The sequence below is a fragment of the Salibaculum sp. genome (assembly GCF_035270045.1).
Lineage (GTDB): Bacteria > Pseudomonadota > Alphaproteobacteria > Rhodobacterales > Rhodobacteraceae > Salibaculum.
Map to the genome: position 1 here is coordinate 25,281 of NZ_DATFIP010000058.1, position 14,838 is coordinate 40,118.

The 14,838-nt window shown below is 65.4% G+C and carries 12 protein-coding genes and 1 other RNA gene; 6 read left to right on the forward strand and 7 right to left on the reverse strand.

From position 1 onward, the window contains the following. Nucleotide 1: 1 nt before the first annotated feature. The 5 genes from VJ897_RS09975 to VJ897_RS09995 all read right to left on the reverse strand — a co-directional run bounded on the left by VJ897_RS09975 (nt 2) and on the right by VJ897_RS09995 (nt 6,648). Complete coding sequence (locus tag VJ897_RS09975) at nt 2-1,585, reverse strand: ABC transporter ATP-binding protein (RefSeq protein WP_324055462.1); 1,584 nt, start codon at nt 1,583-1,585, stop codon at nt 2-4. Beyond that, nucleotides 1,582-2,763, reverse strand: coding sequence for an ABC transporter permease (locus VJ897_RS09980; protein ID WP_324055463.1), 1,182 nt, complete (start codon nt 2,761-2,763; stop codon nt 1,582-1,584). The genes VJ897_RS09975 and VJ897_RS09980 overlap by 4 nt, the downstream gene beginning before the upstream one ends. Further along, nucleotides 2,764-3,966, reverse strand: coding sequence for a microcin C ABC transporter permease YejB (locus VJ897_RS09985; protein WP_324055464.1), 1,203 nt, complete (start codon nt 3,964-3,966; stop codon nt 2,764-2,766). A 26-nt stretch (nt 3,967-3,992) separates the two neighbouring features. After that, on the reverse strand, nt 3,993-5,912 hold the full coding sequence (locus VJ897_RS09990) for an extracellular solute-binding protein (protein WP_324055465.1): 1,920 nt from the start codon (nt 5,910-5,912) through the stop codon (nt 3,993-3,995). 208 nt (nt 5,913-6,120) lie between these two features. Then, on the reverse strand, nt 6,121-6,648 hold the full coding sequence (locus VJ897_RS09995; protein ID WP_324055466.1) for a c-type cytochrome: 528 nt from the start codon (nt 6,646-6,648) through the stop codon (nt 6,121-6,123). A 120-nt stretch (nt 6,649-6,768) separates the two neighbouring features. Here VJ897_RS09995 and VJ897_RS10000 point away from each other — a divergent pair, with 120 nt between their 5' ends. Next, nucleotides 6,769-7,611, forward strand: coding sequence for a prephenate dehydratase (locus VJ897_RS10000; RefSeq protein WP_324055467.1), 843 nt, complete (start codon nt 6,769-6,771; stop codon nt 7,609-7,611). Nucleotides 7,612-7,626: 15 nt separating this feature from the next. On the opposite strand, the gene VJ897_RS10005 is transcribed toward VJ897_RS10000, so the two are convergent. Both VJ897_RS10005 and nudC read right to left on the reverse strand, forming a co-directional pair. Beyond that, nucleotides 7,627-8,094, reverse strand: coding sequence for an SRPBCC family protein (locus tag VJ897_RS10005; protein ID WP_324055468.1), 468 nt, complete (start codon nt 8,092-8,094; stop codon nt 7,627-7,629). A 78-nt stretch (nt 8,095-8,172) separates the two neighbouring features. Beyond that, nucleotides 8,173-9,135 carry an NAD(+) diphosphatase gene (nudC, locus tag VJ897_RS10010; RefSeq protein WP_324055469.1) on the reverse strand — a complete coding sequence of 321 codons (963 nt, stop codon included), beginning with the start codon at nt 9,133-9,135 and terminating at the stop codon, nt 8,173-8,175. Between the two features lie 108 nt (nt 9,136-9,243). Between nudC and VJ897_RS10015 the strand changes: the two genes are divergently transcribed. From VJ897_RS10015 to VJ897_RS10035, 5 genes are all read left to right on the forward strand, one after another. Beyond that, entirely contained in the window at nt 9,244-11,139 is a 1,896-nt protein-coding gene (locus VJ897_RS10015; protein WP_324055470.1) for a bifunctional 2',3'-cyclic-nucleotide 2'-phosphodiesterase/3'-nucleotidase, read from the forward strand. A gap of 32 nt (nt 11,140-11,171) precedes the next feature. Then, the gene (locus tag VJ897_RS10020) at nt 11,172-11,510 is read left to right on the forward strand and encodes a hypothetical protein (protein WP_324055471.1); all 339 of its coding nucleotides are present in this window, start codon (nt 11,172-11,174) and stop codon (nt 11,508-11,510) included. Between the two features lie 61 nt (nt 11,511-11,571). Then, an RNA gene (gene ffs / locus VJ897_RS10025) (signal recognition particle sRNA small type) lies at nt 11,572-11,668 on the forward strand. Nucleotides 11,669-11,897: 229 nt separating this feature from the next. Further along, nucleotides 11,898-12,920: a ribosome small subunit-dependent GTPase A gene (gene rsgA, locus VJ897_RS10030; RefSeq protein WP_324055472.1), complete on the forward strand. Its 1,023-nt coding sequence runs from the start codon at nt 11,898-11,900 to the stop codon at nt 12,918-12,920. Nucleotides 12,921-13,021: 101 nt separating this feature from the next. After that, nucleotides 13,022-14,785, forward strand: a complete 1,764-nt coding sequence (locus VJ897_RS10035; RefSeq protein WP_324055473.1) for a DNA polymerase III subunit gamma/tau — start codon at nt 13,022-13,024, stop codon at nt 14,783-14,785. The last annotated feature ends 53 nt before the right edge of the window (nt 14,786-14,838 follow it).

Sequence of the window (14,838 nt, forward strand, 5' to 3'; positions counted from 1 at the left end):
CTCAGCCCAGCGCGGCAGCCATCAACTCGCGGGTATAGTCGGTTTCGGGCGCGTCGAATACCCGGTCGACCGGCCCGGCCTCGACAACGTCGCCCTGCTTCATCACGATGATCTTGTGCGACAGTGCCCGCACGACCTTGAGGTCATGCGAGATGAACAGGTAGGCCAGCTGATACTTGCGCTGCAGGTCGCGCAGCAGGTCGACGATCTGCACCTGCACCGTCATGTCCAGGGCGCTGGTGGGCTCGTCCAGCACCAGAAGGCGCGGCCGCAGGATCATGGCCCGGGCGATGGCGACGCGCTGGCGCTGCCCGCCCGAGAACTCGTGCGGGTAACGGTCCATCGTGACCGGGTCGAGGCCCACCTCAGCCATGATCTCGGCCACCATGGCGCGCTGTTCGCTTGGCGTCCGGACGGCGTGAATACTCAGCCCCTCGGCAATGATCTGTTCCACGGTCATGCGTGGGGACAAGCTGCCGTAAGGGTCCTGGAAGACGATCTGCATCTCGCCGCGCAGAGGGCGCATCTGCTTTTCGCGGAAATCCTGGATCTCGCGCCCCTGGAACAGTATCCGCCCCTGCGAGCCCAGCAGTTTCATCATGGCCAGCGCCAGCGTGGTCTTGCCCGACCCGCTTTCGCCGACCACCCCCAGCGTTTCCCCGGCGCGCACGGTGAAGGTGGCATCGTTGACCGCCTTGACGTGACCCACCGTGCGCTTGAGAAGACCGGCCTGGATCGGGAACCAGATCTTCAGGTTCTCGGCCTCGGCCACAACCGGTGCCTCCGCGGGCACGGGCGTCGGGTCACCGGTGCTTTCAGCTGCCAGAAGCATCCGGGTGTAGGGATGCTGCGGGTCTTGGAAGATGACCTCGGTTCTACCCTGCTCCACGATCTCGCCGTCCTTCATCACGCAGACCCGGTCGGCGATCTTGCGTACAATACCAAGGTCATGGGTAATGAAGAGCATGGACATGTTCATGTCCTGCTTGAGCCGGTCCAGCAATTCGAGGATCTGAGCCTGGATTGTCACGTCGAGCGCTGTCGTCGGCTCATCCGCAACCAGCAGATCGGGGCCGTTGGCCAGGGCCATGGCGATCATCACGCGCTGGCGTTGACCACCCGAAAGCTGGTGCGGATAGGCGATCAGGCGCGACTCGGCGTCACGGATACCGACCTTGTCGAGCAATTCGAGAATCTGCGCGCGCAGAGCCGCGCCGCGCAGACCCTGGTGCAACTCGATCGACTCGCGCAGCTGTTTCTCGATGGTGTGCAACGGGTTAAGGCTCGTCATCGGTTCCTGGAAGATGAAACTGATGTCATTCCCCCGCACTCGTCGCAGCTTGGCCTCGTCCGCTCTGACCATCTCTTCGCCCTCGTATCGGACGGAGCCCTCGATCTGGGCGCTATCGCCCAGCAGCCGCACGGTGGACAGCGCGGTGACAGACTTGCCCGAGCCGCTTTCGCCCACCAGTGCAACGGTCTCACCATCGCCCACCTGGAAACTGACCCCTTTCACGGCCCGGGTCGTCTCGCCGTCCTGCCGGAAACTGACCGACAGGTCCTGCACGTCGAGGATCGTCTTCATGAGAAGGTCTTTCTGGGATCGAAGGCGTCGCGCACCCCCTCGAAGATGAACACCAGCAGCGACAGCATGATCGCAAAGGTGAAAAAGGCGGTGAAGCCCAGCCAGGGGGCTTGCAGGTTCTGCTTGGCCTGCAACGTCAGCTCGCCCAGCGAGGGCGCCGAGGACGGCAGGCCGAAGCCCAGGAAATCAAGGCTGGCCAGCGTGGCGATGGTGCCGGTGATGATGAAGGGCAGCAGGGTCAGCGTGGCGACCATGGCGTTGGGCAGCATGTGGCGAAACATGATGGTACGGTTGGACACGCCCAACGCCCGCGCCGCCCTGACATACTCGAAATTGCGCGCGCGCAGGAATTCGGCGCGCACCACGCCCACCAGCGCCGGCCATCCGAACAGTACCGTCAGGAAGACCAGCAACCAGAAACTTCGCCCCAGGATCGCGAAGAGGATGATGATGACGTAGAGCGACGGCGTCGAGGACCAGATCTCGAGGATACGCTGAAAGACCAGGTCGATCCAGCCGCCGAAGAAGCCCTGGATCGCCCCCGCGACGATCCCGATGATCGAGGCCAGCGAGGTCACGATGAGCGTGAACAGGATGGACAGGCGAAAGCCGTGGATCACTCGCGCCAATACGTCGCGCTTGGTGTCGTCGGTGCCCAACAGGTTGTTGCCGTCGGGCGGCGAGGGCGCCACGCCGGGCACATCGACGATGGTGTCAAAGGAATACGGGATCGGCGGCCAGAGCAGCCAGCCCTTTTGGAAATCCGGATGGTCTATCGTGCCCGCCTCCGCGGCGGCGATCATCTCGTCCGGTTCGTAGAAGCAATCCTCCAACCCGCCGGTGATAATGAGGCACTCGACCTCGATGTCGCGATAGGGCGCCTCGGTGGGGAAATCGCCGCCGAATTCGCGTTCCGCGTAGAAGGTGAAGACGGGCATCCGCAGCTCGCCGCGGTAGTTCACGAGGATAGGCTTGTCGTTTGCCAGGAACTCGGCAAAGAGGCTGAGTCCGAAAAGCACCAGGAAGATCCACAGCGACCAGTAGGCGCGGCGGTTGCGGGTGAAGTTGCGCCAGCGCCGCTTGTTGAGTGGCGAGGGCTCGAACCACCTCCGCCGGGGCACGCGCAAGTAATCTTGCCCGCCATTTTCCGGGGTATGATCGGGGGCGGGATCGGCCATCTAGTCGCGCCTCTCGAAGTCGATCCGCGGGTCGATCAGAACATAGGTCAGGTCGGTGATGATGCCCACCACCAACCCCAGCAGCGAGAAGGTGAAAAGCGTGCCGAACATCACCGGGTAATCGCGCGCCAGCGTCGCCTCGAAGCCCAGCCGCCCCAGCCCGTCGAGCGAGAACAGCGTCTCGATGATCAGGCTGCCGCCGAAGAAGACCCCGATGAACAGGGCCGGAAAACCCGAGATCACGATCAGCATGGCGTTGCGGAAGACATGGCCGTAAAGCACCCGGCGTTCCGAGACACCCTTGGCCTTGGCGGTGATGACGTAGTGCTTCTTGATCTCTTCAAGAAAGGAATTCTTGGTCAGCAGGGTGAGCGTGGCGAAGGCACCGATAGTCAGGGCCAGCACCGGCAGCACGATGTGATGCAGGTAGTCCAGCGCCTTCCCCATGGCCGAGAGGTCTTCGAAGTTGCTGCTGGTCAGGCCGCGCAGCGGAAAGATCCTGTGGCAGGTGGGGTTGAAATTGCGCAGCTCGGGAAAGCGCTCGGCAAGCCATGGGATCTGGAAACAGTTGTTCGAGGCGAAGAGCACGATCAGAAGGATCGCGAAGAGAAAGCCCGGGATGGCATAACCGACAATGATCGCCGCGCTGGTCCAGGTGTCGAAGGACGAACCGTCGCGCACTGCCTTGCGGATGCCCAACGGGATCGAGACCAGGTAGGCAATCAGCGTGGACCACAGTCCCAGCGTGATCGAGACGGGCAGTTTCTCGGCCACGAGTTCGAGCACGCCGACCGAGCGGAAGTAGCTGTCGCCGAAATCGAAGCGCATGTAGTCCCACATCATCATGAAGAACCGTTCAAGCGTGGGCACCGGAACCGCCGCGCACCCCTCGGCGCGCAGGCTGGGTTCTCCGGTGAAACCGTCTTCGCAGACCACGCGGGCAAAGTTGAACTCGACCTGCAGCTCGTCCAGGAATTCCTGCGGCAGCCCCTGTGCCCCGGCATAGCTGGTGTCACCGCTCTCGACCGTTTCGCTGCCGCCGCCCGAGATCGTCTCGAAAACATCGCCCGAGCCTTCCATCTGGGCGATGATCTGCTCGATCGGGCCGCCCGGCACGAATTGCACCAGCGTGAAATTGATGATCATGATCCCCAGCAACGTGGGGATCACGAGCAGCAAGCGTCTCAGGATATAGGCGCCCATGTGGCCTGCCTGCCCTTCCCTCTGTCCTAAAAGGCGCCTGCTTCGCGCAGATCTTCCGCCCGGTCCGCGTCATACCACCAGAAGGACAGCTCGCCCAGCGCGAAGGGGGGCATGTTCTCGGGGTGACGATACATGTCGTAATAGGCCACCGTATGCACATCCTTGAACCACTGCGGCACCCAGAAGCCGTAGGCACGCAGGGCCCGGTCCAGCGCGTGGGTCGCCGTCGTCATCTCGTCAAGGGTCTGCGCGTCGATGACGTGATCGATCAGCCGGTCGATGGCCGGATCACGCAACCGCATGAGGTTGCGTGAACTGTCATCGGCGGTGGAACTGTGGAACCACTGCTTGAGGGCGATACCCGGCTCGAAGCCCTGCGTCAGGGTGTGGTTGACCAGATCGAAATCTCCGGTCCGGCGGCGCTCCACGTACTGGGCGGTGTCCACCCGTTCAAGCTCGGCGTCGACCCCGAGGCGCGACAGGTTCTCGACATAGGGATTCACGATGCGATCGAAGGCCGGCGAGAACTGCAGCACCGTCAGCGAAAGCACTCGCCCGTCCTTGCGGCGGATGCCGTCGTCGCCCACGATCCAGCCCGCCTCGTCCAGCAGATCCGATGCGCGGCGCAGGTTGCCCCGGTCGGTGGACCGTTCGGCGCGGGAGTCCGGTGGTATCTGCGCCGGGTCTGTCAGGATGGTCGGGTCCAGCAGCCCCTCGTCCACCAGCGGGCGCAGGAGGGCCAGTTCACTGTCGGACGGCGTGCCCCGCGCCTGCAGACGGGTATTCTGCCAGAAGGATTCGACCCGTTCATAAAGGCCGTAGAACAGCGTTTCGTTGGACCATTCGAAGTTGAACATCAGGCGCACTGCCTCACGCACGCGAGGGTCCTGCCATTCGGGCTTGTCGAGATTGAACACGAAGGACTGCGCGGATCCGATGTTGCCGTCGGGCAGTTCCTTCTTGACCATCCAGCCATTGTCGAGCGCCGGGAAATCGTAGCCCGTCGCCCAGGTCTTGGAAGAATTCTCGGTGCGGAAGGTATAAGCGCCGACCTTGAAGGCCTCGAAGGCTGTGGCGCTGTCGGCGAAATACTCGACCCGGATGGTGTCGAAATTGTTCTGGCCCACGTTGAGCGGGTGATCGGCGCCCCAGTGGTCGCGATCCCGGGCGTAGATCAGGCGTTCGTTCGTCTCGTAGCTGTCCAGCACGTATGCCCCGGTGCCCAGAAAGGGCGTATCGGTGCTTTCGTCGATGCGCGCGCCGGTCTCCTCGAACCAGGATTTCGAGAATACCGTCGTCCCGCCGGCAAAGCCGATCACGTCGCGGCGCGGGGCCTCCTCGGTGAAGGTGAACCGGATGCGGTGCTCGTCCAGCACCTCGACCTGCTCGACGAAGCCCTCGACCACCGTCCGGTATTCGGCGATGCCCTGTTCCATGAAAAGCTGGAAGGTAAAGGCCACGTCCTCGGCCGTCATCGGGCGGCCATCGGAAAAGGTGACGTCGTCACGCAGGTTGAAGATCACCCAGTCACGGCTGTCGGGGTATTCCAGCGTTTCGCAGAGATAGCAATAGAGACCGTAGGGATCGTCTGCCGTGGACACCAGCAGGCTTTCATACATGATCCCTGTCAGCGCGGCGACCACCCCCTCGCGGGTATAGCGGTTGAAGCTGTCGAAGCTGCCCTGGGACCATTGGCTGATCTCGCCACCCTTGGGTGCCTCGGGATTGACGTAGTCCAGGTGTTCCATATCGGCGGAATACTTCAGATCACCGAAATTGGTGTAGCCGTGGCTGACCGTGACATCTTGATGGCCCTCGGCCCAGGCGCCAACCGCACTCCCCATCACCAGCAGTCCGCCCATGGCCCAGGCGCGCCAATCCGGCACGGCGGGGGCGCTGAGGGCCCGGGCGCGGGCGCTCCGGGGTTCGGTGGCAGGTCTGCGCATGGTCATTCCTCCGGCGTTCTGTGAGCTTGAGGATGAGGCTAATGGGCGAAAGGTCCAGCCTTCAAGTTGAGAATGCGTGATCGCGCGTGAATCGGGTGCCATTCCCCCCGCCTATGCCAACAGGTGTCAAGGCAGCCTCCGAGCACGAAAAAGGGCCGCCCCGGCGGGCGACCCTTCCTGTAGGATGGGCAGGACGGCCGCCGCCGGATCACTCGCCGATCGTTTCCAGGTAGGCGATCAGGTCGGCGCGATCCTCGATGCGGCGCATGCCGGCATAGGACATCGCGGTGCCGGGGGCCCAGCCGCTCGGGTTCTCGAGGAACCCGTTCAGGTTCTCCGGGGTCCAGACATCGGCGACCTCGACAAGGCTGCCAGAGTAGTTGAAGCCCTCGACCGCAGAGATCTCGCGTCCGACCACGTCGTAGAGTGTCGGGCCGGTCATGTTCTGACCCGGCTCCAGTGCGTGACAGGCACGGCAGGCACGCCACTGGGATTCCCCCGCCGCGGCATCGGCACTGGCGAAGACCTCTGAGAACTCGGGGCCTTCGTCCTCGACCACGTCCTCTTCGGCACCGTCATCCTCCGCGACCTCGATCACATAGGCCTGCGCCTGATCATCGCCGTAGCCACCGCCCACGTGATAGATCGTTTCCGCCGCCCAACTGCCAAGCAAGAATACCAGAAGCGTGCCGGAGAAGCCGCCCAGGATCTTGGTCATCGTCATTGTGTCGAACATGTCGCGTTCCATCTGGTTCCTGATTCAGACGTCATCTATCCGCTTCCACCTGCATTGTTCAAGGTGTAGCAGCGCGACGAAATGCCCATCGCATGATCCGACAGTGGGAGAGAACCGCGGATGACCCAGCGTATCGCCTTCCAGGGAGAACCCGGCGCCTATGGCCACCAGGCCTGCAAGGAGGCCCTGCCAAACCACGAGCCCCTGCCCTGTGCCACCTTCGACGCAGCCATCGAGGCGGTCCGAAAGGGTGAGGCCGACCTGGGCATGATCGCGGTCGAGAACTCGATTTACGGCCGCGTCGGCGACGTGCATCACCTTCTGCCCGAAAGCGGACTGCACATCATCGACGAGGTCTTCATCCGGGTGCACATCAACCTTCTGGGCATGCGGGGCACACGGCTGCCCGATATCCGCACCGCCCTGGGGCACGTGGTGATCCTGCCGCAATGCTCGGGGTTCCTGCGCGAGAACGCGATCCAGACGCGGGTCAGTTCCGACAACGCCCGCGCGGCGCGCGAGGTGGCCCTGGGCGAAGACCCCAGCCTGGGTGCACTGGCCTCTGAGCTGGCGGCCGATATTTACGGGCTGGACGTGGTGGCCCGCCATATCGAGGATCATGCGCGCAACACGACCCGCTTCCTGATCATGGCCCGCGACCCCGATTTCAAGCGGCGCGGCAAGCACGGCATGATGACCAGCTTCATCTTCCGGGTCCGCAACATCCCCGCGGCGCTTTACAAGGCCATGGGCGGTTTCGCGACCAACGGCGTCAACATGACCAAGCTCGAAAGCTACATGGTAGGCGGCGACTTCCACGCCACCCAGTTCTACGCCGAGATCGAGGGCCACCCGGACGACCGCAACGTCCAACTGGCCATGGAAGAGCTGGACTATTTCACGGACCACATCAAGCTGATGGGGGTCTACCCGGCCGCGCCGCGGCGCCACGAACGCGCCTGAGCCAGTCCGGTCAGGTCACGCCCGCTCCCGGTGGCGCGCCTCGATATCCTCGGCATAGGTGGCGACAGTGGTCCGGAAACGCCGCTCAATCCGGCCGCGCCCGAGGCGCAGGGACTGCGCCAGCACCTTGGCCGCGATCGAGACCGGGCGGGTCACGATCACCACGTTCAGACGGGTCCGGCTGGCCGACAGCGCAACCAGGTCGACCGTGCAATGGCCCTTGATGTTCGGCGAAACGAAGCCGATGGTCAGGCCTTGGCCGGGGTCGAGACGCTCCAGCGTAGCCAGGACCCGCCGGTTCTTGCCGCGCAGGCGGAATTTCACCTCCCAGCGCGCGCCCGTTTCGGGGGGCACCGGTCCTTCCAGCAACCCGACATCGCCGCCCCGCCGCATGATCGCGCGCTCGAAGACCGCGAAATCCGTCACTTCCCGGAAAACCTGTTCGACCGGGGCCTCGATATCCTCGCGCGCACTCAGCTCCATGTGTCACCCCGTCTCAAATACCCGGCCATTCCGAAGCCGCCCGGCCCGGGAGTACTGCCATTGTGAACAGTATGTCCCTCAACCAAGCCGATCCGCAAGCCAGTTGGACAGCAGGAATTGCGCGATGGCACCCCGGCGGGCAGGCAGCAGGCCCGGCACCTCGCCGGCAAAGGCCGCGGCCAGCTCCTCGCGCGTGATCCAGCGGGCATCCGCCAGCTCGGTTGGGTCAAGGGTGATCTCCTCGCTCTCGGCCTGGCCGTGACAGCCGATCATGAGCGATCCGGGAAAAGCCCATGGCTGACTGGCCAGGTAATCGACCCGGCCCACCCGGATGCCGGATTCCTCGACGACCTCGCGGCGGACGGCAGCCTCGACGGTCTCACCCGGCTCGATGAAGCCCGCCAGGCAAGAGAACATCCCCTCGGGCCAAGCCACACCACGGCCCAGCAGCGCGCGATTGCCACACGTCACCAGCATGATCACCACGGGGTCCGTGCGTGGAAAATGCGACGCCTCGCAAGCAGGGCAGAGCCGCTGCCACCCGGCCTGTGCCACCTCGCTGGGAGCGCCGCAGCGGGCGCAGAACCGATGCGTTCGGTGCCAGGACAGCAGCCCCCGTGCCATGGCCGCCAACTCGGCGTCGCGGGCGCTCAACCGTGTCATGCAGGCCTTCAGATCGGAAAAACCCTCGGCATCGGGAATGAGCGGATGACGTTGCAACGTCACATCGAGGAAGCTGCCGTCGGGCAGGGCCTCTCCGTCGGACACCGGGTCCCAGCCCGAGACATCCGCGCAGAAGACCGGCCCGTCGTCGTCCCGGCCAAGGAACAGGGGCGCCTCGGCCGCGTCCCGGATCAGCGGATGATCGGCGGCCAGCCGCGCCAGCGCGCCGCCCGCGATCATCATCTTCCCGCGCCAGGCAAGGATGAACCGCGCCGTGGGCGCCCGGCGCATGGCCTCGATCGCCGCGGCGTCGCCGCGCAGATGCGCGGCCCGGTCCAGCCCCGAACCGCCGAATGTTACCGTTTCCGCCTGTCTCATGCAGGGTCGATGCCACGCAACGCGGAATTGTTCAATTCGTATAAGGGGCTTGCGCTGATCGGCAATCGCCCTAAGGTTGCATTGATATATATAGTGAAAATGCAAGAATTGACTTTTCCCTCCAAGATATCCCCGTCCGCCGACCACGCAAGCCTGCGTATCCTGGCCACCAGCGACGTCCATGGAAACCTTCTGCCCTACGACTATTATGCCGACAGGCCGAGCGATCCATCGGGCCTGGCGGGCCTGGCCACCCTGGTGCGGCACGCTCGCGCCGAGGGCACGCCAACGCTGCTTCTGGACAACGGCGATTTCCTCCAGGGTACGCCGCTGGCAGAGGTCGTGCACGCCGACTTCCGCGATGATGCCGAAACCCCCAATGCAATCGTCGCGGCCATGAACGCGCTGGGCTACGACGCGGCCAGCCTGGGCAACCATGAATTCGACTGGGGGCTGGACTATGTCCGCTCGGCCCGGGCGCAGGCCCGGTTTCCCATGCTGGCCAGCAATGTCGAGCAGGTCACGGGCCCGGGGTCCGTCCGTCCGCTGACGGCGCGATCGCATATCGTCACCCGGCAGCTGCAGACCAGGCGCGGCGATACGCTGGATTTCCGCATCGGCCTGATCGGCCTGACCCCGGCACAAACCGCGCAATGGGAGGGCCGGCAAATGGGCGAGCACCTGGTCATCAGGGACCTTGTCGCGGCGGCCAGAGCGGAGGTGGCGCGCGTGCGCGAGACGGGCGCCGATATCGTGATCGCCCTTGCCCATACCGGGATCGAAACCCTGCCGCTCCCACCCGCAGAGGACAACGTCGGAGCAGACCTGGCCAGGGTCGAGGGGATCGACCTGCTGATCCTCGGTCACAGCCACGTCCCCTTTCCACACCGGCACCACCCAGCGGCTCCGGGCATCGACCCCGGCGACGGCACGATCCACGGCAAGCCTGCGGTCAACCCCGGCGCCGAGGCCGCCTACCTCGGCGTGATCGACCTCGCCCTGGCGCCGCGTGGCAACGGTTGGGTGATCACCGGCCATGACACCAGGCTGGTGCCCCTGGCCGAGACTCTTGCGCGCCACGGACTGTCCCCTTGCCCCGACATGATGGCCATGCTGGCCCCGGTTCATGAGCGAACGCTTTCCCGAATCCGCCGACCCGTGGGGCGCACACGGCGGCCAATCACCACACATTTCAGCCGGGTCCGACCCGACGCGGCCGTCCAGATCATCAATGCGGCGCAACGGCAGATGGTCGCCGACGCGCTTGCGGACACCCGGGCCGCCGGCCTGCCGGTGCTTTCAGCGGCGGCGCCCTTCAAGTCCGGGTCCCAGACCGGGGCGGGCCCCTTCGTGGAGATACCGGCCGGGCCGCTGGCCTTGCGCCATGCCGCCGACCTCTATCCCTTTCCCAATTCAGTCTGCGCCATCGAGATTACCGGACGGCAGTTGCGCGGCTGGCTTGAACGCTCGGCTACGACTTTTGCCCGCATCGCACCGGGGCGCGGGCGCCAGCCTCTGCTTGACCCGCGTCTTCCCGGTTTCATCTTCGACGTGATCGACGGGGTCAGTTACAATTTCGATCTGACCAAGCCACCACGGTTCGGCCCACAGGGAGAGGTGTTGTCACCGGGGGCCGCGCGTGTGTGCGACCTGAGCCACGCAGGGCGGCCGGTGACCGAGGAGCAGCGCTTCGTGCTGGCAACGAATTCCTACCGGATGGGCGGCGGAGGGCATTTCGACATCCCCATTGCGGCACCCTTGCTGTTCGAAAGCAACGGCACTGCGAGCGAGGCCATAGCCAGTTATTTCGCCGCCAACGATCCGTTGGATTTCGAGCCCGTGATCAACTGGGGCTTCCGCCCCATCGCCGGGGCCAGCGCCAGTTTCACCACCGCGCCCGGCGCCGCGGCCAGCCTGCCTCTACCGGGTATCAGCGCCTTGGGGTCAGACGAACAGGGTCGGCTGGTCTGCGAGATTGATCTGGACGCGAAGCCCGGAACCTGATCGAAGCAGGACAAACAGACCCGAAGGCCCACATGATCCGCATCGTTCTTGTCGTCGGCCTGGTAGCCGCCCTCGCCGCCTTCGTGACGCGCCCCACAGAGGCCGAGATCCGGGACAAGGCGAGGACACTCATGCAGGACAGCATCGAGCGAAACGAGCTGGATGACGTCGCCGACCCCGCGCTGGCCCTGGTTGTCGCCGGCTGCAAGGCCGATGCCCGGGGCTGCGCCGAGGTCCTGTCACGGGCCACCCGGATCGACCACACCGATCGCCGGCTTTACGCTCGGATCGATGCGCAGGGTTTCGGGCGCAAGGCCACCTGCTACGCCGCCTTCACGCGTCTGTTCTGTCCTGGCGGTCTGGTGAAGTGAGGCCCTTGTGGAGGGCTGCACCCCCTTGAAAGACCGACGCCGGAGCAGTATGTCCCGTCTCGAGAGGTTGGCGCGGGCAAGCGCCTCGCCAACCCGGTCAGGTCCGGAAGGAAGCAGCCGTAACGAGCCCCGCTTGGGTCGTTGTCCAGCCTCTCACCATTCGCGAATCTGTCTCGCGAATTCGCGGCAAGGAACGCTGCGGCTTGCTCGGCAAGCCTGGAAGTTCCGACCCGGGAAGAATGTTCTCATTTCGCAGCATGCCGAGGAGGATGGTGATGACGATTCCGACACTCGGCGAAGGGCGTCTCTGAGCTTGACGGCATACATCCATGACGACCGCCCTCAAGGTGGCCGGATTTGGCGACAAGGCCGCGTCGGTCGACGGCCTTGACTGGCTATTGCCTGACAACTCTGGGTTGGTCACGACATTTTGCCGACCAGCTGGGCCCGGACACCGACGGCGCGCCCGTCCGCCTGAGCGCCATCCACCGCACACGGCTCGACGGGCTGTCCCCGGAGGGCCCTGTCACGCTGAGCCCCACGGTCCTGACCAGCGCATATGCCGTCGGCGACTGGGTGTTGGCCCGGGGCGGCACGGCCTCTGCCCCGCTGGACCGCAGGAGCGAAATCACGCGCCGCGCGGCGGGCCACGATGCCCGCCCACAACTGATCGCCGCCAATGTCGACACGCTGGCCATCGTCACGAGTTGCAACGCGGATTTCAACGTCGCCCGCCTGGAACGCTACCTGGCGCTGGCGAGCATGGCTGGCTGCCTGCCGCTGCTGGTGCTGACCAAACCCGACATGTCCGAGGATGCGGAGGCCTACGCCCGGCAGGCGCAGGCGCTGTCACCGACCCTGCCCGTGCTGGTGGTAAACGCGAAAACTGCCGAAGAGGCAGCGCGGCTGGCGCCCTGGTGTTCCGACGGGCAGACGCTGGCGCTGATCGGCTCATCCGGGGTGGGCAAGACCACCTTGCAGAACCACCTGACCGGCACCAACGAGGCAACCCGCGACATCCGCGAGGACGATGCCCGGGGGCGCCATACCACCACCAACCGCGCTCTGCGCGCGACACTGCACGGCGGCTGGCTGATCGACACACCGGGGATGCGCGAGTTGCGCCTTTTGGAGGCCGAGACAGGCATCGAGGAGGTCTTCTCTGACATTCTGGAAGTGGCCGCGGACTGCAAGTTCCGCAATTGCGCCCACAACGGCGAACCCGGCTGCGCCGTGCGCGCAGCCATCGAGACGGGCCGCCTCGATCCCGCCCGACTGGATCGCTGGCGCAAGTTGGCCGCTGAAAACCGCTACAACAGCGACACCGTGGCGCAGTCTCGCGCCCGCGGGCTGGGCAAGGTGCATCGCGGGGGCAAGGTGCGGGCAAGGCGCAAGCGTCGGGACGAATAGCGCGCGCCGGGCGTGACATGGTCTCGACGCTCCATCGCCGCGGTGGACCTTGCCCCCGGCGCCGCTTACCGTGCGGTCATCATCCGAATCCCAAGGCCATCATGACCGACCAGCCCAGCTACCAGGTGCTTGCCCGCAAATACCGCCCCGAGACCTTTGCCGATCTCGTGGGACAGGACGCCATGGTGCGCACCCTCAAGAATGCCTTTGCCGCCGACCGCATCGCGCAGGCCTTTCTGATGACGGGCATCCGCGGCACCGGCAAGACCACCACGGCCCGGATCATTGCCAAGGGTATGAACTGCACCGGCACGGACGGCAGCGGCGGCCCCACCACCGACCCCTGCGGCGAATGCGAACACTGCGTAGCGATCATGGAAGGCCGCCACGTCGACGTGATCGAAATGGACGCTGCTTCCAACACGCAGGTGTCCTACGTGCGCGAGAACATCATCGACACGGTGCACTACCGTGCGGCCAGCGCGCGCTACAAGATCTACATCATCGACGAAGTTCACATGCTCTCGACCAGCGCGTTCAACGCGCTGCTCAAGACGCTGGAGGAACCGCCCGCACACGTGAAATTCATCTTTGCCACCACCGAGGTCCGCAAGGTCCCGGTGACGGTGCTGTCGCGCTGCCAGCGTTTCGACCTGCGCCGGATCGAACCCGAGGACCAGATTGCCATGCTGCGCCGCATCGCCGATGCCGAAGCGGCGGAGATCACCGACGATGCCCTGGCCTTGATCACGCGCGCGGCCGAGGGATCGGCGCGCGATGCGACATCTCTACTGGATCAGGCGATTTCCCACGGCGCGGGCGAGACCACCGCCGACCAGGTGCGCGCCATGCTGGGACTGGCCGACCGCGGCCGCGTGCTGGACCTGTTCGACATGATACTGAAAGGCGATGCCGCCGGAGCGCTGACGGAATTGTCGGCGCAATACGCCGACGGGGCGGACCCGATGGCAATCCTGCGCGACCTGGCCGAGATCGCCCATTGGGTCAGCGTCATCAAGGTCACGCCCGAGTCTGCCGAGGACCCCACCGTCGGCCCGGATGAACGCGCCCGCGGGCTGGCTATGGCGCAGGCGTTGCCGATGCGGGTGCTGACCCGGCTTTGGCAGATGCTGCTAAAGGCACTGGAAGAGGTGGCTCAGGCCCCCAACGCCATGATGGCGGCGGAAATGGCAGTTATCCGGCTGACGCACGTGGCCGACTTGCCGACGCCCGGGGACCTGGTGCGCAGGTTGCAGGACAACCCGACGCCGCCCGGGCCGAACGGGGGCGATGGCGGCACCTCCCCGGCGGCACAGGCACCCCGGACCGAGGCGCAGGGCAGATCCGGCGCCCCGGCCCAATCCGGCCCATCCGGCCCTTCGGCCCGGCAGGGCGGCGCCGAACAGGCGGTCGCCACACAGGCCGCGCTGGCGCGCTACCCGACCTTCGACCACGTGGTCGAGCTGATCCGCAGTCACCGCGACGTGAAACTCCTGGTCGACGTGGAAAACTGTGTCCGCCTCGTCGCCTATCAGCCGGGCCGGATCGAGTTCCAGCCAACCGAGGATGCCCCGAAGGACCTGGCGTCGAAGCTTGGGAGCCGGTTGCAGACCTGGACGGGGAACCGCTGGGCAGTCAGCGTCGTCGGCTCCGGCGGGGCCGCGACCATCGCCCAGGCGCGCGACGCAGAGGAGGCCGCCCTGCGCGAACATGCGGCGGCGCACCCTTTGGTCCAGGCGGTGCTGACCCGCTTCCCCGAGGCGCGGATCACCCAGATCCGCACGCCGGACGCCCTGGAACAGGAGGCCCAGCTGGAGGCCCTGCCCGAGGTGGATGAGGAATGGGACCCTTTCGAGGAAGAATGATCCGGCCTTGTGGCCGGGCGTCCGGGGGGCCATATCTGGAATGCGGTATCGCA

Coding starts and splice junctions, on each gene's coding strand:
- VJ897_RS10020 (WP_324055471.1), top strand. CDS start 11,172: ATGATCCGCATCGTTCTTGTCGTCGGCCTGGTAGCCGCCCTCGCCGCC.
- VJ897_RS10000 (WP_324055467.1), top strand. CDS start 6,769: ATGACCCAGCGTATCGCCTTCCAGGGAGAACCCGGCGCCTATGGCCAC.
- VJ897_RS09985 (WP_324055464.1), bottom strand. CDS start 3,966: ATGGGCGCCTATATCCTGAGACGCTTGCTGCTCGTGATCCCCACGTTG.
- VJ897_RS09980 (WP_324055463.1), bottom strand. CDS start 2,763: ATGGCCGATCCCGCCCCCGATCATACCCCGGAAAATGGCGGGCAAGAT.
- VJ897_RS10005 (WP_324055468.1), bottom strand. CDS start 8,094: ATGGAGCTGAGTGCGCGCGAGGATATCGAGGCCCCGGTCGAACAGGTT.
- VJ897_RS09995 (WP_324055466.1), bottom strand. CDS start 6,648: ATGTTCGACACAATGACGATGACCAAGATCCTGGGCGGCTTCTCCGGC.
- VJ897_RS09990 (WP_324055465.1), bottom strand. CDS start 5,912: ATGCGCAGACCTGCCACCGAACCCCGGAGCGCCCGCGCCCGGGCCCTC.
- nudC (WP_324055469.1), bottom strand. CDS start 9,135: ATGAGACAGGCGGAAACGGTAACATTCGGCGGTTCGGGGCTGGACCGG.
- VJ897_RS10035 (WP_324055473.1), top strand. CDS start 13,022: ATGACCGACCAGCCCAGCTACCAGGTGCTTGCCCGCAAATACCGCCCC.
- VJ897_RS09975 (WP_324055462.1), bottom strand. CDS start 1,585: ATGAAGACGATCCTCGACGTGCAGGACCTGTCGGTCAGTTTCCGGCAG.